The 23,193-nt window shown below is 73.0% G+C and carries 21 protein-coding genes; 8 read left to right on the plus strand and 13 right to left on the minus strand.

The annotated features are described in order from the left end of the window. The first annotated feature begins 244 nt into the window (after positions 1-244). Positions 245-754, plus strand: coding sequence for a DinB family protein (locus KV381_RS06255; protein ID WP_218784836.1), 510 nt, complete (start codon positions 245-247; stop codon positions 752-754). Positions 755-772: 18 nt separating this feature from the next. On the opposite strand, the gene KV381_RS06260 is transcribed toward KV381_RS06255, so the two are convergent. The 5 genes from KV381_RS06260 to KV381_RS06280 form a co-directional block, all read right to left on the minus strand. Next, entirely contained in the window at positions 773-2,137 is a 1,365-nt protein-coding gene (locus tag KV381_RS06260) for an ABC transporter ATP-binding protein (RefSeq protein ID WP_193464466.1), read from the minus strand. A 116-nt stretch (positions 2,138-2,253) separates the two neighbouring features. After that, the gene (locus tag KV381_RS06265) at positions 2,254-3,603 is read right to left on the minus strand and encodes an MFS transporter (RefSeq protein WP_103538746.1); all 1,350 of its coding nucleotides are present in this window, start codon (positions 3,601-3,603) and stop codon (positions 2,254-2,256) included. Beyond that, the gene (locus tag KV381_RS06270) at positions 3,603-5,054 is read right to left on the minus strand and encodes a CitMHS family transporter (RefSeq protein ID WP_103538745.1); all 1,452 of its coding nucleotides are present in this window, start codon (positions 5,052-5,054) and stop codon (positions 3,603-3,605) included. The genes KV381_RS06265 and KV381_RS06270 overlap by 1 nt, the downstream gene beginning before the upstream one ends. A 139-nt stretch (positions 5,055-5,193) precedes the next feature. After that, entirely contained in the window at positions 5,194-7,377 is a 2,184-nt protein-coding gene (locus tag KV381_RS06275) for a molybdopterin-dependent oxidoreductase (protein WP_218784838.1), read from the minus strand. 163 nt (positions 7,378-7,540) lie between these two features. Beyond that, positions 7,541-8,167, minus strand: a complete 627-nt coding sequence (locus KV381_RS06280) for a TetR/AcrR family transcriptional regulator (protein WP_030631088.1) — start codon at positions 8,165-8,167, stop codon at positions 7,541-7,543. Positions 8,168-8,371: 204 nt separating this feature from the next. Between KV381_RS06280 and hmgA the strand changes: the two genes are divergently transcribed. The 4 genes from hmgA (at position 8,372) to KV381_RS06300 (ending at position 13,212) form a co-directional block, all read left to right on the plus strand. Then, on the plus strand, positions 8,372-9,691 hold the full coding sequence (gene hmgA, locus KV381_RS06285; protein WP_030085709.1) for a homogentisate 1,2-dioxygenase: 1,320 nt from the start codon (positions 8,372-8,374) through the stop codon (positions 9,689-9,691). A gap of 43 nt (positions 9,692-9,734) precedes the next feature. Then, positions 9,735-10,541 carry a GntR family transcriptional regulator gene (locus KV381_RS06290; protein WP_030085711.1) on the plus strand — a complete coding sequence of 269 codons (807 nt, stop codon included), beginning with the start codon at positions 9,735-9,737 and terminating at the stop codon, positions 10,539-10,541. A gap of 90 nt (positions 10,542-10,631) precedes the next feature. Beyond that, complete coding sequence (locus KV381_RS06295; RefSeq protein WP_218784840.1) at positions 10,632-11,924, plus strand: type ISP restriction/modification enzyme; 1,293 nt, start codon at positions 10,632-10,634, stop codon at positions 11,922-11,924. 91 nt (positions 11,925-12,015) lie between these two features. Then, a complete protein-coding gene (locus KV381_RS06300) occupies positions 12,016-13,212 on the plus strand; it encodes a CaiB/BaiF CoA-transferase family protein (protein ID WP_218784842.1) in 1,197 nt (398 codons plus the stop codon). 55 nt (positions 13,213-13,267) lie between these two features. Here KV381_RS06300 and KV381_RS06305 read toward each other — a convergent pair whose 3' ends face one another. Both KV381_RS06305 and KV381_RS06310 read right to left on the minus strand, forming a co-directional pair. Further along, the gene (locus KV381_RS06305; protein ID WP_003970092.1) at positions 13,268-13,531 is read right to left on the minus strand and encodes a hypothetical protein; all 264 of its coding nucleotides are present in this window, start codon (positions 13,529-13,531) and stop codon (positions 13,268-13,270) included. A gap of 302 nt (positions 13,532-13,833) precedes the next feature. Further along, positions 13,834-14,637: an SGNH/GDSL hydrolase family protein gene (locus tag KV381_RS06310; RefSeq protein ID WP_218784844.1), complete on the minus strand. Its 804-nt coding sequence runs from the start codon at positions 14,635-14,637 to the stop codon at positions 13,834-13,836. Between the two features lie 197 nt (positions 14,638-14,834). Between KV381_RS06310 and KV381_RS06315 the strand changes: the two genes are divergently transcribed. Beyond that, a complete protein-coding gene (locus tag KV381_RS06315) occupies positions 14,835-15,929 on the plus strand; it encodes a DUF5925 domain-containing protein (protein WP_103538741.1) in 1,095 nt (364 codons plus the stop codon). A 94-nt stretch (positions 15,930-16,023) separates the two neighbouring features. On the opposite strand, the gene KV381_RS06320 is transcribed toward KV381_RS06315, so the two are convergent. Then, positions 16,024-16,398: a GntR family transcriptional regulator gene (locus tag KV381_RS06320; RefSeq protein ID WP_098024561.1), complete on the minus strand. Its 375-nt coding sequence runs from the start codon at positions 16,396-16,398 to the stop codon at positions 16,024-16,026. 71 nt (positions 16,399-16,469) lie between these two features. Here KV381_RS06320 and KV381_RS06325 point away from each other — a divergent pair, with 71 nt between their 5' ends. After that, positions 16,470-17,387 carry a GNAT family N-acetyltransferase gene (locus KV381_RS06325; protein WP_218784846.1) on the plus strand — a complete coding sequence of 306 codons (918 nt, stop codon included), beginning with the start codon at positions 16,470-16,472 and terminating at the stop codon, positions 17,385-17,387. Next, positions 17,371-17,880 (plus strand): DUF402 domain-containing protein, encoded by a 510-nt coding sequence (locus KV381_RS06330; RefSeq protein WP_218784849.1) that lies wholly within the window; start codon positions 17,371-17,373, stop codon positions 17,878-17,880. Before KV381_RS06325 ends, KV381_RS06330 begins: the two co-directional genes overlap by 17 nt. A 102-nt stretch (positions 17,881-17,982) precedes the next feature. Here the strand turns inward: KV381_RS06330 and KV381_RS06335 are convergent, their stop codons facing one another. The 5 genes from KV381_RS06335 to KV381_RS06355 all read right to left on the minus strand — a co-directional run bounded on the left by KV381_RS06335 (position 17,983) and on the right by KV381_RS06355 (position 23,073). Then, on the minus strand, positions 17,983-18,381 hold the full coding sequence (locus KV381_RS06335) for a hypothetical protein (protein WP_218784851.1): 399 nt from the start codon (positions 18,379-18,381) through the stop codon (positions 17,983-17,985). A 90-nt stretch (positions 18,382-18,471) separates the two neighbouring features. Next, entirely contained in the window at positions 18,472-19,965 is a 1,494-nt protein-coding gene (locus KV381_RS06340; protein WP_218784853.1) for a trifunctional class I SAM-dependent methyltransferase/NUDIX hydrolase/VOC family protein, read from the minus strand. Between the two features lie 13 nt (positions 19,966-19,978). Then, positions 19,979-21,508: a tripartite tricarboxylate transporter permease gene (locus KV381_RS06345; protein WP_030085728.1), complete on the minus strand. Its 1,530-nt coding sequence runs from the start codon at positions 21,506-21,508 to the stop codon at positions 19,979-19,981. Positions 21,509-21,511: 3 nt separating this feature from the next. Next, positions 21,512-22,093 carry a tripartite tricarboxylate transporter TctB family protein gene (locus tag KV381_RS06350; protein WP_103538739.1) on the minus strand — a complete coding sequence of 194 codons (582 nt, stop codon included), beginning with the start codon at positions 22,091-22,093 and terminating at the stop codon, positions 21,512-21,514. Further along, positions 22,090-23,073, minus strand: a complete 984-nt coding sequence (locus tag KV381_RS06355) for a tripartite tricarboxylate transporter substrate binding protein (RefSeq protein ID WP_030085731.1) — start codon at positions 23,071-23,073, stop codon at positions 22,090-22,092. The genes KV381_RS06350 and KV381_RS06355 overlap by 4 nt, the downstream gene beginning before the upstream one ends. Between the last annotated feature and the right edge of the window lie 120 nt (positions 23,074-23,193).

Below are 23,193 nucleotides of genomic sequence, written 5' to 3' on the forward strand. Positions count from 1 at the left end.
TTTCCGGCGCCAGGGAGCCTTCCGAGACTCCGGTCACGCCGGACGCGCACACCCCTGCGCGCGCGAACCCGCCCGGCCGGGTTGCCGGAACGGCATGAGGCCTTGCCCTGGCGACGGCCGCCGGGGCAAGACTGGGGCGAGCCCGCGCATCCGGACCGCCCGACCGACCGACCAACCGGCCGACCGCCCGAGCGCCCCGACCGACCAGCCGGCTGACCGGCTGACCGGCCACTGAGGAGACACCATGACCGCCGCGCCCCGCCCCCGCCGACGTTCCCGCCGCCGGGACACCCCGCCGCCACGGACCGGCGGCAGCGAGATCGAGGTGCTGCGCGGCTTCCTCGACTACGTACGCGCCTCGATCGCCGCGAAGGTCGAGGGCGCCCCGGAGCCGGAGGTCCGCACCGCCGGGGTGCCCTCGGGCACGAATCTGCTCGGCCTGCTCCACCATCTGACCTTCGTCGAGCGGTCCACCTTCCTCGGGGAGTCGGTCGCCGACTGGCCGGGGACCTTCCGTGCCGCTCCCGAGGACGGCGCGGCCGAGGTCGTCGCCCGCTACCGGAAGGCGGTCGCGGAGGCGAACGACGTCCTCGACACCTGCGCCGACCTCGGCTCACCGGTGCCGCACGCGCGACCGAACGGCCCTTCTCCCAGTGCCCGTTGGGCGCTCACGCACATGATCGAGGAGACCGGCCGCCACGCGGGTCACGCGGACATCCTCCGCGAACTGATCGACGGCTCGACCGGCCGCTGAACAGGACCGAGCAACCCCCTAAGGAGTGTCTTCCAGCCCGGGAACGTCGTGGGGCAGCGGGCAGATGCGGCGGCCGTAGTGGTCGAAGACGTACAGATGGGCCAGGTCCACCAGCAGCGGCACCTGTCCCCCGGTCCGCAGCCGCATGTCGGGGCCGGTGCGCACGACCAGGTCGCCGGAGGGGGTGGCGGGGCGGTCGGGGCCCTGGATCCCGGTGGGGTCCTCGGCCGGTTCGTCGAGGGTGACGACCGGGCCGCTGATGCGGCCGGCCGCCCGCCCTCTGAGCCGTTCCAGGACGCCGACCCCGCCTCCGCCGCCCGCCGCGGCCCGGCGGCGGCGCGGCATCGCCCGGGGCCGGGCGGATTCGAGGTCCGGCACGACGGCGGGCCGCGAACCGGTCCTGAGGTGGACCAGCGCCTCGTGCCCCTGGTACTCGACGTGCTCGACGATGCCGCTGAGGGCGACCTCCCCGGGCCGGGCCTGGCTGGGCGGGGCGATCCGGACCGCCTCGGAGCGCAGCCCCACGATGATCCGCCGGCCCTGCTGGATCCGGAGCAACTGGTGGTCGGGGCTGAGGGGTTCGGGCAGGGCGAGCCGCTGACGGCCGAGGTCGATCGACATCCGACCCTCCAACGGGGCGTGCACGACGGCCTGGAGGAGGTTGATGCGCGGGGTGCCGATGAAGGCGGCCACGAACACGTTGTCCGGCAGGGCGTAGACCTCGCGCGGCGTACCGACCTGCTGGAGGACTCCGCCGCGCAGTACGGCCACCCGGTCGCCGAGGGACATCGCCTCGGCCTGATCATGCGTCACATAGACGGTGGTGACGCCCAGTTCCCTGGTGAGCAGGGCGATCTCGGCGCGCAGATGGCTGCGCAGCTTCGCGTCGAGGTTGGAGAGCGGTTCGTCCATCAGGAACACGGAGGGGCGGCGGGAGATGGCCCGGCCCATCGCGACCCGCTGGCGTTCGCCGCCGGAGAGCTGGGCCGGGTAGCGGTCGAGGACGTGCTCGATCCCGAGCATCCGGGCGGTGGCTTCGACCCGCGCGGTGGTGTCCTCGCGGGGGTTCTCCAGCTTCAGGGGGAAACCGATGTTGGCCCGGTTGGTCATGCTCGGGTAGAGCGCGAAGTTCTGGAACACCATCGCCATGCCGCGTTCGCGTGGCGGGGCGTGGTTGGCGTACTCCCCGTCGAGGAGCAGTTCGCCCTCGGTGATCTCCTCCAGGCCCGCGATCATGCGCAGCACGGTGGACTTGCCGCAGCCGGAGGGGCCGAGCAGGACGACGAACTCGCCCGGATCGATGGAGAGCGTGAACCGGTCGACGGCCCGCCGGTCCCGGCCGTAGCTCTTGCTGACTTGGTGCAGGGAGATCGCGCGCGTCATGAAGGTCCGCCCGGAGGGAAGTGGTGGCATCGCGGTGGGGAGCGGCTGTGTGGAAGCTAGCCCACCGGGCGGGGTGTGGGAATGACTCGCGCGAAGGTTGGGGCGTACGGGGTCGGTCAGCCGGAGGATTCGGTCGTGTCCCGGACGGCCGGCGGTACGGGTGCCGGGTCCGGCGGTACGGGTGCCGGGTCCGGCGGTACGGGTCCCGGGTTTGGCGGTACGGGTCCCGGGTTTGGCGGTACGGGGGCGGGCGCCGGGTCCGCGGCGGCCCGGGCCGGCTTCGTACGGGCCTCGCCGCGCAGTCCGAGTCCCGCCGCGCCGAGCAACAGCACGCCGAGCAGCGCGAACGGGGCCGCCACCCCCACCGCGCCCGCGATCAGGCCCGCCGCGGCGGGGGCGGCGACCTGGCCGAGCCGGTTGCCGGTCAGCCGCAGGGCGAGCGCGGTGGACCGGGCCTGGGCGGGGGCCGCCCGGACCACGGTGGTCATGGACAGCGGCTGGCCGACGCCGAGGCAGAAGCCGAGGACCGCCAGCATGACCGCAAGGACCGGGACGGACACGGGCAGGGCGACGCCCGCGCAGAGGAGCCCGGCGAGCAGACAGCTGGTGGTCAGCAGTGCGCGGCGGCCCAGCAGCCGCAGCAGCGGTGTCATCACCAGCCGGCAGGCGATCGTGGCGGCGGCCCGCAGGCTGAGCAGCAGTCCGACGGTGGCCGGTGCGATGGAGCGGTGTTCGCCGACGACCGGCAGGTAGGCGGTGAGGATGTCGGTGGCGGACAGCACCGCCATGCTGATGAAGATGCCCGCCGGGACGCCGCGCGCGCCCAGGATCGCCCGGACCGGGACCTTGTGGCCGGGGGCCGGGCCGGAGCCGGTGGCCCGGCGGTGCTCGATGCGCCAGAGCGAGGTGAGGGCGACCGCGCAGACCCCCGCCGACACGAGGAGCGCGAGGGCGCTCGTACGGCCCAGCGCACCGCTGTCGGCCGAGATCAGCGCACCGGCCGCGATCGGGCCGATGAGCTGGCCGAGCGAGGCGCCGATGGTGAAGTGCCCGAAGTTGCGGTCCTGTTCGTCGGGCGCGGACTGCCGGGCCACGATCGACTGCGCGCCGATCACGAAGCACAGGTGGCCCAGTCCCATCACCCCGCTCCAGGCGGCCATCGCGGGCAGCGAGGAGACGACCCCGCTGAGCGCGCAGCCGCCGGAGATCAGGAGGACGCCGAGCGGCAGCAGGGGCGCGCAGCGGCCGTGGTCGGTGCGGCGGCCGAGCGGCACGGCGACGAACAGCGGAAGCAGGGCGTAGACCCCGGCGATGACGCCGACGGCCGCCTCGTCCGCGCCCAGCGCGAGGGCCCGGTAGGAGACGGCGGGCCGTGCCATCGACACCGCCCCCTGCGCGAAGGCGAAGGCGATGACGAGGCGCAGCAGCCAGCCCCGGCCGGGCCCGGTTCGCGGTCGGACGGTCATCACATGATGCCGAAGAGGATGCCCGCCGCGAGCACCACGAGCGAGGTGAGGACGGCCCACTTGACGGTGAAGCGGGTGTGGTCGCCGAACTCGACCTTCGCCATGCCGACGAGGACGTACACGGCGGGCACGAGCGGCGAGGACATGTGCAGGGCCTGACCGGCCAGCGAGGCGCGGGCGATCTCCAGCGGCGAGACGCCGTGGGCCGCGCCCGCCTCGGCGAGGACCGGGAGGACGCCGAAGTAGAAGCCGTCGTTGGACATGAAGTAGGTGAGCGGCAGGCTGAGCACGCCGGTGACGATGGCCATGTGCGGGCCCATCGCGTCGGGGACCGCGCCGACCACCCAGTCGGCCATGTGCTCGACCATGCCGGTGCCGGTGAGGACTCCGGTGAAGACGGCGGCGGCGAAGACCATGCCGGAGACGTTGAGGACGTTGTCGGCGTGCGCGGCGATCCGGGCCCGCTGGTCGGGCATGTGGGGGAAGTTGACGGTGAGCGCGAGGGCCGCGCCGAGCAGGAAGAGCACCGGGATCGGCATCAGTTCCATGATCATCGCCGTCAGGAGGGCGGCGGTGAGACCGGCGTTGAACCAGTAGAGCTTCGGGCGGAGCGTGGACCGGTTCGGGTCGAGGCCCTGGAACTCTTCGTCCCCGTCGCCGTCTGCGGCATCGGCTCCGGCACCCGTACCCGCCCCTGCGTCCGTGCCCGTACCGCCTGCCGAGGCCGCGGAGCCCTTGCGGAGGCGGTCCTCGCCACCGGTGGCTCCGGCGCCGCCGACGCCGGCGGACACGGTCTCCGGCTCCGGCTCCCGGGCCAGCGCCTCGTCGAGGGTGAGCATGCCCAGACGCTTGCGCTCCCGGCGGCCCAGCACGTACGCCAGCACGAACACGGCGAGCAGCCCCATGGCCAGCGCCGGGATCATCGGCACGAAGATCTCGGAGGCGTCCAGCTTGAGGGCGGTGGCCGCGCGGGCGGTGGGGCCGCCCCAGGGCAGGGTGTTCATGACGCCGTTGGCGGTGGCCGCGACACCGGTCATCACGACCAGGCTCATCTTCAGGCGTTTGTAGAGGGGATACATCGCCGAGACGGTGATCATGAAGGTGGTGGAGCCGTCGCCGTCCAGCGAGACGATCGCGGCGAGCACCGCCGTACCGACGACGATGCGCATCGGGTCGGCTTTGCAGAACCGCAGGATGCCCCGCACGATCGGGTCGAAGAGGCCGACGTCGATCATCACGCCGAAGTAGACGATGGCGAACATCAGCATGGCGGCGGTGGGGGCGAGGTTGCCGACGCCTTCGATGACGTAGTCGCCGAGCTGCGCTCCCTGTCCGACGGCGACACAGAACAGTGCGGGGATCAGTACCAGCGCCGCGATCGGCGACATCTTCTTCGTCATGATCAGGACCAGGAAGGTCGCGATCATGGCGAAGCCGAGGATTGTCAGCATGGGGGATACCTAACGTTCATCCTTGAACTCCCACCGGTCTCGGCGGTCGGTCCGGATGACGTTAGGGGCCTTCTCGCAGCGTTAACAAGATGTTGACCTGTGAGCAATAAGAGCAAAACCCCAGGTCAGCGCGGTGGTGCTAGTGAGCTGGGGTGATGGAGACCGGGATGGCGTTCAGGACCGCCGTGCCGGACAGCGGGTCCAGGAGTGTGCCGTCGAGCAGCTGGTTCACGTTCGCCCCGGGGTCGGCGGCGGCGACCGACATCCGGGTGCCGGGGCGGTTGTGGCCCCAGCCGTGCGGCAGGCTCACCACCCCGCTGCGCACGGTGTCGGTGATCTCGGTCGGGGCTTCGATGCCGCCGCCCGACGACTCGATGCGGGCGGTGGCCCCGTCCACGAGTCCGAGGCGGGCCGCGTCGTCGGGGTGGATCTGGAGGGTGCAGACGTTGGACCCGCCGGTGAGCGAACCGACGTTGTGCATCCAGCTGTTGTTGGAGCGCAGATGGCGGCGGCCGACGAGGACGAGCGGGGCGGGGCGGTCGCCCAGCGCCCGGCGCAGCCGCGGCAGATCGGCGGCGATCGGCTCCGGGAGCAGTTCGATCCGGCCGGAGCGGGTGCGCAGCACTTCGGGGACCCGGGGCTTCAGCGGGCCGAGGTCGATGCCGTGCGGGTGGGCGAGGAGCCGCTCCAGGGTCAGCCCGTACGGGCCGAGGCGCAGCATCAGGTCCAGTCGCCGTTCGGGGCCGTTCTCGCCGGTGAGTTCGGCGGCCCGTTCCTTCGGGGCTCCGGCCCGGGTGAGGGCGGCGTCGACGGCCAGGTCGTCCACGGCGGAGGGCGGCGCGCCGTGCAGGCCGCTCACCGCGAGGATCAGCCGCGCGTGGATCTCGCTCTCGTCCAGCCGCCCGTCCTCCAGGGGCACGGCGGCGCGGGTGTAGCGGACCTGGTTGTGCACGGCGAAGCTGTTGAACGCGAAGTCGAAGTGGGCGCTCTGCGAGGGCGGCGGCGGGGGCAGGACGACATCGGCGTGCCGGGAGGTCTCGTTGAGATACGGGTCGACGCTGACCATGAAGTCGAGCCCGTCGGTGAGTGCCGCGTCGAGCCGGTCGCCGTCGGGCGCGGAGAGCACGGGGTTGGCCGCGATGACCACCAGGGCGCGGATACGGTCCTCGCCCGGGGTGTCGATCTCCTCGGCGAGGGCGGCGATGGGGAGTTCGCCCTTGGCCTCGGGATGCCCGGAGACCCGGCTCGCCCAGCGGCCGAGCGCGAAGCCCTTGCCGGGGGCGGCGGGACGTGGCGGGCGGGCCGTGGCGGAGAGCGGGAAGAGGGCGCCGCCGGGCCGGTCGAGGTTGCCGGTGAGGATGTTGAGGACGTCCACCAGCCAGCTGGCGAGGGTGCCGTGCTCGACGGTGCAGCTGCCGATGCGCCCGTAGACGGCGGCGGTGGGGGCGGCGGCGAGTTCACGGGCGATGGCGGTGATGGTGTCCGCGTCCACGTCACAGGCGGCAGCGACCGCGTCCGGGGTGAAGTCCGCGAGGGCGACGGCGAGTTCGTCGAGGCCTTCCAGGTGCTCGGCGAGCGGCCCGGGGTCGGCGAGCTTCTCCGCGATGAGGGTGTGCGCGAGGGCGGCCAGCAGCAGGGCGTCCGCACCGGGCCGGATCGCGACGTGCCGGTCGGCGAGCCGGGCGGTACGGGTGCGGCGCGGGTCGATGACGGTGAGGGTGCCGCCGCGCCGGCGCAGGGCCTTGAGCCGGCCGGGGAAGTCGGGGGCGGTGCAGAGACTGCCGTTGGACTCCAGTGGGTTGGCGCCGATCAGGAGGAGATGGCCGGTGCGGTCGAGATCCGGTACGGGGATGGCGTGCGCGTCGCCGAAGAGCAGGCCGCTGGAGACGTGCTTGGGCATCTGGTCCAGGGTGCTGGCGGTGAAGACGTTACGGGTGCGCAGGGCGGCGAGCAGCAGGGGCGGGTAGAGGGAGCCGGCCATCGTGTGCACGTTGGGGTTGCCGAGGACCACGCCGACGGCCTGCGGGCCGTGGGCCGTCACCAGGTCCGGTATCCGTGCGGCGATCCGGTCGAACGCCTCGCCCCAGGTCGCCTCGCGCAGCTCCCCGTCGTCGCCGCGCACGAGGGGGACGCGCAGCCGGTCGGGGTCGGCGTCGAGCCCGCCGAAGGAGGCGCCCTTGGGGCAGATGAAGCCTTTGCTGAAGATGTCGTCGCGGTCTCCGCGCGCACCGGTGACGGTGGTGCCCTCGATGGTGAGGGTGAGGCCGCAGGTGGCCTCGCAGAGGGGGCAGATACGCGGTGCGGTGCGGGAGTCGTGGGACATGGGCCCTCCCCGGGGCGGCTGCGGCGACGGCACACGGACATGGGCCGGGCGGGCTGGAAGCCCCGGCCCGGCCGAGCATACCGACCAGTACGCACGGCGGGGAGGTGTCGCACGAAGGAGAGCGGAGGAGAGCGGAGGAGAAGGAAGTGCGGGAGGCCGTCGCTCAGTCGAGCGTGTGGGCGAGGTAGGACCTGACCAGGGTCCGGGTCTCGGCGACGATGGCCGCGTCCCCCGTCGGCTCCGTACGGAAGGCGAGCTGCAGCAGCGCGTCCGCGGCCTCCACGCTCACCAGGATCGCCCGGGACATCCTCTCGTCGGCCCGGCGGCCGAGGTGACCGGCGAGCAGCACGGCGAGCCGGTCCGCCAGCCGCCGGTTGGCGTCGTCCGCCGCGCCCTCGGCGGGAAACGGCGGCCCGAAGTCGACGAGCGCGAACCCGGGGACGCTCCGCTTCATCGCCAGGTACTCGTCGAGCACCGCGTCGATGGCGGCGCGCCAGTCGTCGGCGGGAAGGTCCGCGAGCCGGGCGGTGATGCGGTCGGCGTAGGTGTCCAGGTTGCGCAGCGCGAGGGCGTCGACGAGCGCGCGCTTGTTGGAGAAGAAGCGGTAGACGGAGCCGATGGGCACTTCGGCGCGCTCGGCGACGGCCCGGGTGGTGAGCTGCTCGTAGCCGGTCTCGTCGAGGAGACCGGCGCAGGAGTCGAGTATCCGGGCCAGGCGGTCGGCGCTGCGCTGCTGCACGGGGGCGCGACGGAGGTTCGGGGTGACAGGGGGCTGAGGCACGGGCCCCATGATGCCGTGCCCCCGCCGCCCGGCGAACGGCAGATGCCCGGCGGACGCCCCTGCGGACGCGTCACAGCGGGCTCGCACGACGCCGCACCCGCCACGAATGGCGCGATGTATGCCGTTGACGTGCCCCGCCCCTATTCCTACGGTGGTGCATAGGATTCGTCGTCCGGCGGGTCCGAGGGCTTTCTTGGGCACCGGGAGTGCGGGATGAGCGCGATCGACCAGGCGAGGAAGACGGCCGAGGGGCTGACGTATTCCTCCGGCTTCGGCAACGAGCACAGCTCGGAGGCGGTGCCCGGGGCGCTGCCGCACGGCCGCAACTCCCCCCAGCGCGCCCCGCTCGGGCTGTACGCGGAGCAGCTGAGCGGCTCCGCCTTCACCGAGCCGCGCGCGGACAACCGCCGCTCCTGGCTCTACCGGATCCGCCCCTCGGCCGCCCACCCGGCGTTCACCCGGACCGACAACGGGGGCCTGCGCTCGGCGCCGTTCACCGAGACCGTGCCGGACCCGAACCGGCTGCGCTGGAATCCGCTGCCCGACCCCGCGCCCGGCACGGACTTCCTGAGCGGTCTGTGGACGCTCGGCGGCAACGGCGACACCACCCAGCGCGCCGGGATGGCGATCCACCTCTACAGCGCCAACGCCTCGATGACGGACCGCGTGTTCAGCGACTCGGACGGCGAGCTGCTGATCGTCCCGGAGCGCGGCGGACTGCTGCTCCGCACCGAGCTGGGCCTGCTGCGGGCCGACCCGGGCCATGTCGCGCTGATCCCGCGCGGCGTCCGCTTCCGGGTGGAGCTGCTGGAGGAGACCGCGCGCGGTTACGTCTGCGAGAACTACGGCCGCCCGTTCGCGCTGCCCGACCTCGGCCCGATCGGCGCCAACGGTCTGGCGAACGCCCGGGACTTCCTCGCCCCGGTCGCCGCGTACGAGGACCACGAGGGCCCGGTGGAGGTGGTCAACAAGTTCTGCGGGAACCTCTGGTCGGCGACGTACGACCACTCGCCGCTCGATGTGGTGGCCTGGCACGGCAACCACACCCCGTACGTCTACGACCTGCGCCGGTTCAATGTGATCGGCACGATCAGCTACGACCACCCCGACCCGTCGATCTTCACGGTGCTGACCTCGCCGTCCGACACACCGGGGCTGGCCGGGGTGGACTTCGTCGTCTTCGCGCCGCGCTGGCTGGTCGGCGAGGACACCTTCCGCCCGCCGTACTTCCACCGCAATGTGATGAGCGAGTACATGGGGCTGATCGACGGGGCGTACGACGCGAAGGCGGACGGCTTCGTGCCCGGCGGCGGCTCCCTGCACAACATGATGTCGGCGCACGGACCGGACCGGGAGACCTTCGACCGGGCCAGCGCGGCGGAGCTGAAGCCGCAGAAGATCGACGACGGTCTGGCCTTCATGTTCGAGACCCGCTGGCCGGTCACGGCGACCGCGCAGGCGGCCGGCGCCGGCCATCTGCAGCGCGGCTACGACGACGTGTGGCAGGGTCTGAGCCGCAACTTCCGGCCATAGGCGGCGGAAGGGCCGGAGGATACGGGTACGGGACGGGGACGACGTGACAGAGAGCCACGGACAGGCCGGGGCGGACCACGCTGTGGAGCAGCCGTGCCGGCCGCCCGCCTTCGCCCCCGACTCGCTCGTCCTGAACCGGAAGCTGCCGCTCTGGTACCAGGTCTCCCAGTCCCTGCGGGCCTCCATACTGGGCCGCCCGCAGGACGCCTCCGCCCGGCTGCCCACCGAGGAGCAGCTCGCCGCGCACTACGGTGTCAGCGTGCTCACCATGCGCCAGGCGCTCAAGGAGCTGGAGACGGAAGGGCTGATCAGCCGGCACCGGCGGCGCGGCACCTTCATCGAGCCGCGCGCCCGGCGGGTCTCCCCGGTGCGGCTGCTGGGCTCGGTCGACGCGATCGTGGCCCAGCAGTCCGGGGAGGCGACGACCGTGCTCGGACACGGTCCGACGGCGGTGCCCGGCGATCTCGCCGAGTTCTTCCCGGACTGCTCCGAGGTGACCTGCTACCGCCGGCTGCGCCGCGACGGGGAGAGCGACGAGCCCACCAACTGGGCGGAGAACGCGGTACGTCCCGACATCGCCGCCCGGATCGACGTGGCCGACCTCGAACGCTGGCCGATGACGAAGGTTCTGCGCGATGTCGTCGGGGTGCGGATCTCCCGGATCACCGACACGGTGGAGGCCCGGCTCGCCGACCCCGTGACCGCCGAGCTGCTCCAGGTCCCGCTGCTCAGCCCGATCCTGCACTACACGGGCGTGACGTACGACGCGGAGGGGCAGGTGGTGGACGTGGCCCGGATCCGCTACCGGGGCGACCGGTTCTCCTTCTCCGTGACGGTGGAGGCCCACTGACCCCGCCCCACGGGGCCGCCGCCCGCCGTTACGATGCGAGAGCGCCACGGCGGACAGGGGAAACGGGACACGGGACAGGGGGACGACTCGGTGGCAGCGCGCAGGACGGCGGCGGCCGGATCCGGCGGGGACACGGAGTCCTCGCCGCTCGACGCGTTCGTGCCGCTGGACGAGCTGATGCCGTGGTCGGTGCGGCCGCTGCGAACCGGCCGCGCCTGGGTGAGCGGCCCCGACCCGGTGGCGCTCCGGGCCCGCTGGGAACGGCTGGCCGCCGCGGACGCCGCCGAGCAGGAGCGGCTGTTCGCGCCCACCCGCTCCCGTACACCGCACACCTCGGTCGCGGCCCTGCCCGGCCAGTCGACCGGCACGGCCCGCTTCGCCCGGACTCCCGGACCCTGCCCCGACCCCGTACGGATCCTGCACGGCCCCTACGACGAACAGTGGCTGCTGCCCGACCACCGGCTGATCGACGCGGCCCGTCCGGAGCTGTGGCGGGTCGCCGACGAGCAGCAGCTCTTCGCGGTGGAACACAGCTGCGCCCCCGAGGACTCCGGGCCCGCCCTGTCCGTGACCGCGCTGCTGCCCGACGGGCACTCCCCCGCCGGGCGGCCCGGCCGGATCAGGCCGCTGTACCGCAGGCCCGGCGGCACGGAACCCAACCTCGCGCCGGGGCTCCCCGAGCTGCTGCGCGGGCGGCTCGGCGGCGGGACGGACCCGGACGCGTTCGCCCCGGAAGCGGTGCTGGCCTGGATCCTGGCCGCCGCCCGGCCCGCTGCCACCGGTCTCCGGGTCCCGTTGCCGGCCGACGCGGAGGTGTGGTCGTCGGGAGTGGCGCTCGGCCGGGAGCTGCTGCGGCTCCAGTCGCGCGGGGCCCGGGGCGGGGAGCGGCCCCGGCTGCCGGGCGGGCGCAGGCCCTATGTACGGGCGGCGCTCCCGGCCCGGCCCACGGAGCTGTCGTACGACGCCGGGGACGAGGCGCTGGTCGTCGGCGACGGCCGGATCTCACCGGTGCCCGCGACGGCCTGGGAGTTCACGGTGGGCGGGGTACGGGTGCTGGAACTCTGGTTCGGGCGCCGGACGGCAGCGGCGGCGGGCCGGGTGCCGGAGGGGGCGGCGCCGGGCGGCCTGGACGCGGCCGGTGCGCGCGGCTGGCCCCGGGAGTGGACCTCGGAGCTGCTCGAACTCATCACCGTACTCGCCCTGCTGGACGGCACGGCGGGGCCCCGCGAGGAGCTGCGGGCCGCGCTGGCGGCGGGTCCGCTGATCGGTCCGGCCGAGCTGCGGGCGGCCGGGGTGCTGCCGGTCCCGTCCTCCGCACGGCATCCGGCATCCGTCCTCGGACACCAGGAGGAGGGCCCGGAGGGGCAGTTCGCGCTGCTGTAGCGGCGGCCGGAGGAGGACTCGCGCTGCCGTGAGCGGCGGTCCGGACCACAGGAAGTGGCGAAAGCGCCGGTCAGCGGGTATGCACGGGGTCATGAACTCCATGCCACTCCCCCTCGACGGCATCACCGTGGTGGCCGTCGAGCAGGCGGTCGCCGCCCCCTTCGCCACCCGTCAGCTCGCCGACCTCGGGGCCAGGGTCATCAAGGTGGAGCGCCCGGACGGCGGCGACTTCGCGCGCGGTTACGACACGGCGGCGCGCGGTCTCGCCTCGCACTTCGTCTGGTGCAACCGGGGCAAGGAGTCCCTCGCCGTCGATCTGAAGGACCCGCGCGGACTGGCGGTGGTCCGTGAACTCGTCGCCGGTGCCGATGTCTTCGTGCAGAACCTGGCCCAGGGGGCGGCGGCCCGGCTGGGGCTGGACGCCGCCTCGCTCTGCGCGGCGCACCCGCGTCTGGTGGCGGTCGACATCTCCGGCTACGGGGCGGAGGGGCCGTACGCGCACAAGCGGGCCTACGACATGCTCGTGCAGTGCGAGGCGGGGCTGGTCTCGGTGACCGGGACGGCGGAGCGGCCGGTGAAGGCGGGCGTTCCGGCGGCGGACATCGCGGCGGCGATGTACGCGTTCTCCGGGGTGCTCGCGGCGCTGCTGCGACGGGGCGCCACCGGGCGGGGCGGACCGGTGGAGGTCTCCATGCTGGACGCGCTGGCCGAGTGGATGGGCCACCCGCTGCACCAGGGGATGCACGGCTCCGCTCCCCCGGCGCGTACCGGTCTCGCGCACTCGGTGATCGCGCCGTACGACGCGTTCCCCACGGCCGACGGCGAGCAGGTTCTGCTCTCCGTGCAGAACGACCGGGAGTGGCGGCGGCTGGCGGAACAGGTGCTCGGACGGCCCGAGTTGGCCGAGGATCCGGACTTCGCGACGAACGCGGCACGCACCGCGAACCGGGCGCGGACCGATGCGGTGGTGGGCCGGGCACTGGCGGGTCTGACGGGGCGTGAGGCGCTGGCCGCTCTGGAGGCGGCGGGCATCGCCTGCGCGCGGCTGAACACGGTGGCCGATGTGGCGGTGCATCCGCAGCTCGCGGCACGGGACCGGTGGCGGGAAGTGGAGTCACCGGTGGGGCCGTTGCGGGCGCTGCTGCCGCCGATCACGCTGCCGGGGAGCGAGGAGGCGCGGATGGGTGCCGTTCCGGCGCTGGGGGAACACACCGATGCGCTGCTGCGAGCCCTGGGGATGACGGACGAGCAGACATCGGTGCTGCGCCGGGACGGAGTGATCGCCTGACCTGGTCCGTCCCGAGCGGTGGGCCGGTCCGGGGCGGGTGATGCCGTGCCGTGGGTCAGCGGCGGCTGCCGAAGAGCGAGCGCCGCAGTCGCCGCAGCGGCGCGAAGAGCGACACACGCGCGCTCCTGCTCCGGCGGGTGTGCGCGGCATCACGCGAGGTCAGCTCGCGCATCAGCAGCGTCGCTTCCGCCGACTCGCGCTGCGGGACGACGGGGCCGCCGAGCACCGCGAGATGGCGGTCGAGGCGCGTACTGGTCGCACCGCTCCCGCATGTGATGGCAGGCACCCGCGGCCTGCTTCGCACCGTTATCTGTTCCATGTCACTCCCCACCCGTACGAGGGCACCCGGTCCGGGCAGGTTAACCCTATCGTCCCTCGGTGACACCCGTGTTCCCGGCCACAGGATTGCGCACACACATACGGAGGTTGACGGCCCGTTACCGAATTCGCGCGATTCCAGGGCGACTTCGGACAGTTCGGGTGGTTCAGGCGGTTCAGGTGGTTCGCGCGGTTCGGAGGGTTTGCCCGACCGCCCTCCCGCACGGACCGTGCGAGGGGGCGGCGGGCGAGGGAAGCCTCAGCCATGAGGCTTCGGAGAACGGGGTTTCGGAGGGCGGAGCTTCAGAGGGCGGAGTTGAACACGGGGAGATAGCCGCCCGACTGCCCGGCGGCGGTGGGGTGGTAGGACTCGCCGATGTTGAGCCAGTTCACGCTGTGCAGCCAGGAGTTGCCCGAGCAGATCTCGTGCCCGGTGAAGGTCGTCCTGACGTCGCCGAAGGCGAAGCCGTGGTCCGCCGCCCGCTTGGCGGTGGCCGAGTTGAGGTGGTCGGACGCCCCGTTGATGGCGGCGCGTTCCTTCTCGCTCAGTCCGGCGATGCAGCCGCCGCCGAGCTGGTAGAAGCGGGGATAGCCGAGGACGACGACCCGCGCGGAGGGGGCCTTGGCGCGGATGGCCGTGTACACGGAGTCCAGCCTGCCGGGCAGGGTGGAGTCGACGTAGGCCCGGGCGGTGGCGATCCGGTTGAGGCAGGTGGCCTCGGACTGGAGCACACAGGTCGTCATGACGTCGGCGAAGCCCGCGTCATTGCCGCCGATGGAGATCGAGACGAGGTCGGTCGAGGCGTTCAGCCTGCCGAGCTGACTGCCCGTGACGTCTCCGGTCCTGGCTCCGGAGCAGGCCGCGAAGTCGAAGGTGGTGGGGGAGTTGGCGGCCGCCCAGAGGGCGGGGTAGGCGCGGCTGCTGCGCTTGCAGCTGGAGCCGTCGTAGCTGCCGGCTCCGACGCCGGAGGAGTACGAGTCGCCGAGGGCGACGTAGTCGACGGCCGCGGCGGACGAGTCGGCGTTCGCGATCCCCGCACCGGTGAGGGCGAGGGCGGCGCCGAGCAGGAGAGAGGACGAGAACGCCACGAGTCTGGACATTTTCATGGAACCTCCTTGAGCAGGGGGTATCTGCGCTACTCCGTAGTAGCAGCACCCTCACCGCACCGGAAGTGTTCATGCCAAAAATAGGGGTGTTGTGCTTCCGTCCGCCCCCGGAAGTTCAACGGGCGCTCCGCCGTACCTCCTTGTCGCCCCGTGAAACCCGGGTGCACGGGGTGGCGTCGTGCCGGATCATGGGCGCCATGCCTGACTCCCCCGAATCCGCTCTGCCGATCCGGCTCACCGTCGACGACAGCGATTCACCGTCCGACGTCGTCGACGCGCTCTTCCTCGGCCGCTTCGCGACGGGCGAGCAGCCGTACGCGCACAGTTCGTCCCTCGACCGGGTCAAGGCGGATGCGACGCTGCTGCCGCCGGACGCCACCGTGCTGCGGGCCGCCCGGGACGACGACCGCAGCGCCACGCTCGCGGAGGGCGAGGGCTGGACGCTGCTGGCCTCCCGCTGGAACCGGGGCGCGGACGTCACCGTCACCGCGACCAGCCCGGAGCTGGCGGAGCGGATCCTCGGCCGGGCCACGGACGGGGCGCAGGACGAGCCCGAGCCCCAGCCCGACAACGTCACCATGGGCTTCTGGTACGTCTCGCCGCGCCGCGGCCCGTACCGCACCACCCGCCGGATCACCGCCGGCAGCTGGGACGAGATCCGCCCCAACTACACCGCGCCGGTGGCCGATGCCATGGGCCGGCTGATGAAGGTGACGCCGGACGACATCGCGGGCCGGCTGCTCCTGCTGCACGGCCCGCCCGGCACCGGAAAGACGTCCGCGCTGCGCACCCTGGCCCGGTCCTGGCGGGACTGGTGCCAGGTCGACTGTGTGCTGGACCCCGAGCGGCTCTTCAACGACGTCGGCTATCTGATGGACATCGCGATCGGCGAGGACGACGGCACGGCGAAGGGGCGGTGGCGGCTGCTGCTCCTGGAGGACTGCGACGAGCTGATCCGCGGCGAGGCCAGGCACACGGCGGGTCAGGCCCTGTCCCGGCTGCTGAACCTGACCGACGGTCTGCTCGGCCAGGGCCGCAACGTCCTGGTGGGGGTCACCACCAACGAGGACCTGGAGCGGCTGCACCCGGCGGTCGTACGGCCCGGCCGCTGCCTGGCCAGGATCGAGGTCGGCCCGTTGACCCGTCAGGAGTCGGTGGCCTGGCTGGGCACGGACGAAGGGGTCGGCCGGGAGGGCAATTCCCTCGCCGAGCTGTACGCGCTGCGCCGGGGCATCGGCCCCGCGTCGGTGCCGAAGCAGGACGCGGGGGCGGACGCGGGGCTGTACCTCTGAGGCTCCGACGCCGGGTGTCGCAGGTGTGACGCCGGCTGTCATGGGCGTCACGTCGGCTGTCACCGGCGTGACGCCGGGCGTCACGGGCGAGGGCTCAGTCCCCGTACGCGGCCCGCACCGCGTCCTTCGCCAGCGACAGGGCCTGCTGCCGGGTGAGGCCGAGCCGTTCGGCGGTCTCCGCGTACAGCTGCGCGGCGGTGGCGGCCCGCTGCTCGGCCGCTCCCCCGGCGGCCGCGACGAAGGTTCCGTTGCGCCCCCGGGTCTCGATCACCCCGTCCGCCTCCAGGGCCCGGTAGGCCTTGGCCACGGTGTTGGCGGCGAGGCCCAGCTCCTCGGCGAAGCCGCGTACGGTCGGGAGCCGGTGGCCGACCGGGAGCGCGCCGGAACGGGCCAGTTCGGAGAGCTGGGTGCGCAGTTGCTCGTACGGGGCGATGCCGGAGTCCGGGTCGAGGACGATCTTGTCAGTCACGGTGCCGATTCTCCCCCACCGGCGGAAAAAGGGGAGGCGTTCGGGGCGCGGCTGCGCATACGGTCCACCGCATGACTGTGATCGTGCGCGATTTCCGGCCGTCCGACGCGGAGGCCTGGACCCAGGCCCGCCGGGCATCGGTCCCCTGGATGGTGGCCACCCCCGAACAGGTCGTCCACGACCTCGCCCACGCCCATCCCGACCGGCACTACCGGCTGCTGGTCGCCGAGGAGGACGGCGAGATCATCGCCACGGCGCAGGCGGGCATCGCCCACGAGAGCCCCGAGCCGGGGCAGGGCTACTTCACCCCGCAGACGCTCCCCGGCCGCACCCACCGCGGTGCGGGCTCGCTGCTGCTGCGTACGGCGGAGGAGCACCTGGCCGATGTCGGGGCCAGGGTGCTGTACGCGTGGGTGCTGGACAACCCGGAGAGCCTGGAGTTCGCCCGTAAGCGGGGCTATGAGCCCAAGCGCTCGGCCCACTTCCAGCGGCTGGACCTCGCGGGCGGGACCCTGCCGCCGCGTCAGGAGCTCCCGGTGGGCGTCGAGCTGCGGCCCGGCTCCGACTTCGCGGACGATCCCCGGCGGCTGTTCGAGGCGGACGCCGAGGTGACGGCGGACGAGCCGGGCGACATCACCTCCGAGCTGGACGACTACGAGGACTGGCTGACGAACGTCTGGCAGCACCCGGCCTTCGACCAGGGGCTGACGTCGGTGGCGCTGGTGGACGGGAAGGTGGCGGCGTTCAGCGCGGCGACCACCGACGGCGTACGGACGTATCTGAGCGCCATGACCGGCACCCTGCGGGAGTTCCGGGGGCGGGGTCTGGCGAAGCTGGCGAAGAACGACTCGCTGCACCGGGCGCGGGCGGCCGGCTACACGGACGCCTACACCTCCAACGACACCGGCAACGGCCCGATGCTGGCCGTCAACGCCTGGTTCGGCTACGAGATCTGCGCGACGGAGGTCCGCCATGTCCGCACCCTCTGAACCCCGGGCGGACCGTACGAAGGGGCTGGTCGTCGCCCTGTCCAAGGCGGGCCGCACCAAGATCAGGTATCCGGCGGAGCTGGTCCGCGACGACGGCGTCCGCGTCACCGTCCGGGCGCCGTGGGCCGCGCCCGGACCACGGGACTTCGGCTTCGTCCGGTTCGAGCCGGGCGACGTGTTCACCGAGCACTACTGGCGGGACCGGTGGTTCGCGGTGAAGGAGGTCCGCACCGGCGGCGGTGTGCTCAAGGGCTGGTACTGCGACATCACCCGGCCCGCCGTGCTCGCGGACGGCGTGCTGGCGGTCGAGGACCTGGACCTGGACCTGTGGGTGTCGGCGGACGGCTCGTCGGTGCTGCGGCTGGACGAGGACGAGTTCGAGGAGAGCGGTCTGGCCGAGCGCGATCCCGCGGCGGCCGGGGCGGCGGCCTCGGCCCTGGACGAACTGGAGGCCCTGGCCCGGGCCGAGGGGCTGGCCGGTCTTCTCGGCTGACCGGCGCGGCGGGGTGCACCGGTCACGTCGCTCTTCCCGGCCGACCGGCGCGACGGCGTGGGCCGGCCGGTCCGGTGGGCCCGAGCGCCGGTGGGTCAGCTCTCAGCCCTGCGGCGGCTGCTCGCCGGGCGCGTCACGGCGGTCCAGCCGGGAGAGAACCTTGGCGTACACCATGGTCGCCGCCGCGATGACGGTCGTCAGGACCGCCAGCGCGAGGATGCCCAGCAGCGCGGGCCACTCCCGCAACGCGCTCTCGCAGAGCGGGCTTTCGGACAACGGGCCGATCAGCGGACCCCGGCACCTCGCTCTGCCGTCGGACTCCGGGCCGTAGTCGGCGAGCATCAGGAACGCGAACCATCCCCAGACCACCAGGGCCAGGAACATCCACGCGATCGACCAGGAGTCCATCCGGCGGGCGTCCCGCAGGCCCTGGTCCGGTGCGACGTCGGTTGCGGGCTCTGTCGCGGCGGGCGTCGGCGGCCCGGTCTCCTCGGCTGTCATCTCTCCCCCGTGACCTCGGTGAACGCACGCCAGTCCATCACGCACGGCACACCGGACACACGGCGGGGCCCGTACGGACAGCCCGGCGGCTCAGGGGCGGGGCAGGGATCCGGCGACCAGCTCGACCTCGTATCCCGCCGGGTCCTCCAGATAGGCGGCGTGGTGGCCGTCGCCGCCGGCGTACGGATGGCGGTCGGGGAACAGCAGCCGCCAGCCGTACGCCGGGGCCTCGGCCACCAGTGCGTCGAGGGCGGCCCGGTCGGCGATGTGGAACGCCAGGTGGTTGAGCCCGGGGCGGCGGCGGTCGTGGCCGCCCGCGGCCAGATCCAGCGACTGTTCGAGCACGACATACGCGTCGCCGCGCCGCCAGCTGCGGCCGTGGGCCCAGTGCTGGTACGGGACATGGCCGAGCCGGTCCAGCAGCCAGCCCCAACTGCGCTCCGCCGCCGCGAGATCCGCGACCCACAGCTCGATGTGGTGCACCCGGCCGGTGGTCTCCCCGGCGGCGGGCAGCGGGACGGCCCGGCCGACGCCACCCGGGACGTACGCGATCGGCTCCCCGTCGCGATGCCAGTGGATCATGAAGTGCTCGCCCGAGCGGTAGCCGTCCAGGCCCGCACGGCAGTACGCCACCATGTCGTCCGGGAGCGCGGCCAGCGGGAACCAGTCCAGCTCGGAGCACTTCTCCGGCTCCGCGTTGCGCGGCGGGCGCTCCGGGTCGTACTCCGCGACGAAGAACCAGCCCATGCGCGCCCCGCCGCCGGGGCCCCGGTGCTGCATCACCAGGGCCACCCGCAGCTCGTCGGGGTCCAGTGCGAGGCCGATCTCCTCGGCGGCCTCCCGGATCATCGCCTCGCGGACGTCCTCGCCGTCCTCCGCGTGGCCGGACGGCATGTGGAGCAGCCCGTCCGCATACCCGGTGTTGGAGCGGCGGGCCAGCAGGACGTCCGGACCGCGCCGCAGGATCAGATGGACGTCGACCACTTCGGTGTGCCGGTACGCCGGCATCGCGCGGGCGACCAGCGCATAGCGTTCGTCGTCGACCTTCTTGCCCCAGAGCCGGCTGTCGGGGGCCAGGTCCTCGTGGTGGATGCGCTCGGTGTGGGCGGAGAGCAGGGCGGTGAGCGTGGTGGCGGACAGACCCGCCCCGCCCCACACCCCTTCGATCAGCACGAGCCGCCCGCCCGGCTTCAGCAGGCCGAACCAGTGCTCCAGGGCCGCCGCCGGATCGGGCAGCAGCCAGACGACGTGCCGGGCCACGATCACGTCGAACGCCCGCTCGCCGACCGGGGGCCGGGCGGCGTCCCCGACGAGGACCTCCGCGCCGGTCCCGGCGAGCTTGGCCCGGGCTCTTTCGGCCATGCGGGGCGAGCGGTCGACGGCGGTGACGCGGTGGCCCTGGCCCGCGGCGAGCAACGAGAGACTGCCGGTGCCGCACCCCAGGTCCAGCACATCGCCGCGGGTGGCGGGCAGCCAGCTCTCCAGCCGCCCGGCCCAGGCGTCGCGCACCGCGGGGTCGAGGAGCCCGTGGTCGGGCTCCTCGTCGAAGGATCCGGCCGCCGCGTCCCAGTCGATCGTGGTCATGGCTCCGATGCTCTCAGCCGCCACGGACAGTGCGGGACTCCTCGGCCGTTTTCCGGCCACCGCGCAGCCGTGCGATCAGCCGGCCGATCAGCGGCCAGGCCACGATCAGCGCCACGATCACGTAGACCGTGACCGAGAACGGGGTGTTGACGAGGCCGCTCACGCTGCCGTCGCTGATCTGGAGCGCGCGGCGCAGCTGCTGTTCGGCGGCCGGGCCGAGGATGACTCCGATGACGGCGGGCAGCACCGGCAGCCCGTACCGCCGCATCCCGAACCCGATCAGCCCGATGACCAGGAGGATCACCAGGTCGAGGGACTCGCCGCCGACCGCGTACGCGCCGACGGCGGCGAAGAAGAGGATGCCCGCGTACAGATAGGGGCGCGGGATCCGCAGGAGCTTCGCCCAGACGGGGGCGAGCGGCAGGTTGAGGGCGAGCAGCAGCACCATGCCGACGAACAGCGAGGCGATGAGCCCCCAGACCAGCTCCGGTTCCCGTTCGAAGAGCAGCGGCCCCGGCTGGATCCCGTACTGCTGGAAGGCGGCCAGCATCACGGCGGCGACGGCGGTGGTCGGCAGGCCGAGGGTGAGCATCGAGACGAGCGTCCCGGCGGCGGAGGCGGAGGCGGCGGCCTCCGGTCCGGCGACGCCTTCGATGGCGCCCTTGCCGAACTGGTCGCGGTGCTTGGAGAGCCGCTTCTCGGTGACGTAACTGAGGAAGGTGGGGATCTCCGCGCCGCCCGCCGGGATGGCTCCGAACGGGAAGCCGATGGCGGGCCCGCGCAGCCAGGGTTTCCAGGTGCGCTTCAGATCGGTGCGGCCGAGCCAGGGCCGGCCGACCGGGATGGGCTTTCCGGTGGAGCGGCGCAGATGGGCGGCGACCCAGAGGGCCTCGCCGATCGCGAAGAGCCCGACCGCGACGATCACCACGTCGACGCCGTCGGCGAGTTGGAGCGAGCCGAAGGTCAGGCGCTGCTGGCCGGTCATCTGGTCGAGGCCGACCAGTCCGATGGTGAGGCCGATCAGGAGCGAGGCGATGCCGCGGATGCGGGAGGCGCCGAGGACGGAGGTGACGGCGATGAAGGCCAGCACCATGATCGCGAAGTAGTCGGGGGCTCCGATGCCGATGGCGAGCGACGCGACGGTCGGGGCGAGGACGACCAGCAGGATGGTGCCGATCATGCCGCCCGCGAAGTGGCCGATCGCGGCGGCGGCGAGCGCCTGGGCGCCGCGTCCGGCCTTCGCCATCGGGTTGCCCTCGATCGCGGCGACGACGGCGGCGCTCTCACCGGGGGTGTTGAGGAGGATCGAGGTGGTGGATCCGCCGAACATCGCGCCGTAGTAGATGCCCGCGAACATGATGAACGCGCCGGTCGGGTCGAGTCCGTACGTCACCGGGAGCAGCAGCGCCACGGCCATCGCGGGTCCGATGCCGGGCAGCACGCCGATGGCCGTGCCGAGCAGGACGCCGATGGCGGCCCACAGCAGGTTCATCGGGGTGAGCGCGGTACCGAAGCCGTCGATGAGGGAGTTGAGGGAATCCATCGGTCAGAGCACCCCCATCAGCGGGCCGCCCGGAAGGGGGACACCGAGCAGGTTGTCGAAGACGAAGTAGGTGAAGAGGGAGAGCCCGGCCGCGATGAGCGGGTCACGGTCGTAATGGCGGCTGCCGAGGGCGTAGGCGGAGCCCCAGAAGAGCAGCGCCCCGGCGATCGGGAAGCCGAGCGGGCCGATCAGGACGGCGGCGCCGAGGAAGACTCCGGTGAGCAGGAGGACGGTGCGCCAGTCGGCGGGTTCGTCGAGGTCGACGTCCTCGCCGCCCTCGGCCTCGCCGCGTCCGCCGCGCAGGACGTCGACGGCGAGCAGCGCCCCGACCAGCAGGAGCCCGGCGCCGACGACGAAGGGCACGGTGCGGGGGCCGATGGGTCCGCGCTGGGCGATGTCGACGTTCATGGTGAGCGCGTCGGTGAGCACGAGCGCGCCGAGCGCGAACAGCAGCACGCAGACGCCGAGTTCGGAGTGCTCGCGCAGCCAGGCGCGGGCACCGCCGCCGGCTGCCGGGGGTTCGGCGGTCTCGGCCGGTCCGGTGGGTTCGGTGGGCCCGGCGGGTTCTGTCGATTCGGTGGTCACAGTCCCAGCTCCTTGAGGACGGTGGCGACGCGCCGGTCCTGCTCGTCGAGGAAGTCGCCGAAGGGTTCACCGGCGAGGAAGGCGTCGTCCCAGCCGTTCTTCTTCATCGACTCCTTCCACTGCTTCGAGGCGTGGAGTTCGCGGATGAGACCGGTGAGCTTGTCGCGTTCGGCGTCCGAGAGACCGGGCGGGGCGACGATGCCGCGCCAGTTGGTGAACTCGGTGTCGAGTCCGGCTTCGCGCAGGGTGGGGGCGTCGAGGCCCGGCACCCGCTTCGGGCCGGTCACGGCGAGCAGCCGCAGCTCGCCCGCCTCGATCTGGTCGCGGTACTCGCCGAGGCCGGAGACCCCGAAGCCGACCTTGTTGCCGAGGATGGAGGCGAGGAGTTCGCCGCCGCCGTCGAACGGCACGTAGTTGACGGTCCTCGGGGCGATGCCGGCGGCCTGCGCCATGAGCATCGGGGCGAGGTGGTCCGGGCCGCCGGGCGAGGACCCGCCGCCGACCGGGACGCGGGCCGGGTCCTTCTTCCAGGCGGCGAGCAGGTCGGCGATGGTGCGGTAGGGCGAGTTCTTGGCGACCACCACGATGTCGGGCTCCTCGGTGAGCCGGGCGATCGGGGTGGTGTCGGCGAGCGTGCTCGGGGACTTGTTGGTGTGGACGGCCCCGACGACGCCGAGGCCCATGGAGAGGGCGAGCTTGCCGTTGCCGTGTTCGCCGACGAGCCGGGTCAGGCCGACCGTGCCGCCGGCGCCCGGCAGGTTGAAGACCTCGATGTTGTGGGTGAGTCCGGCGTCCTCGGCGTTCTTGGCCATGGTGCGCGCGGTGATGTCGTAGCCGCCGCCGGGGGTGTTGGGGACCATGAAGCGGAGCCCGGGAATCTGGGTACCGGTGTCCGAACCGTCACCGGTGGAGAGCAGGGGCGGCCCCACCACCACCAGCAACGCGGCCCCGAGCAGGGCGAGGAGAGTGCGCAGTCGCACGGGTTCCGCCTTTCGCTGTGAAGTGGCCCACATGTTGCCTGCGCGTTAAGAAGCTGTCTCCCTTCCGGTATCAACGGACGTTGTGGTCGTTGCGGTCGCGCCCTAGCGTGTCGGCGTGAC

This window comes from Streptomyces sp. WY228 (assembly GCF_019287315.1).
In the GTDB taxonomy this organism is placed as follows: Bacteria; Actinomycetota; Actinomycetes; order Streptomycetales; family Streptomycetaceae; genus Streptomyces; species Streptomyces caviscabies.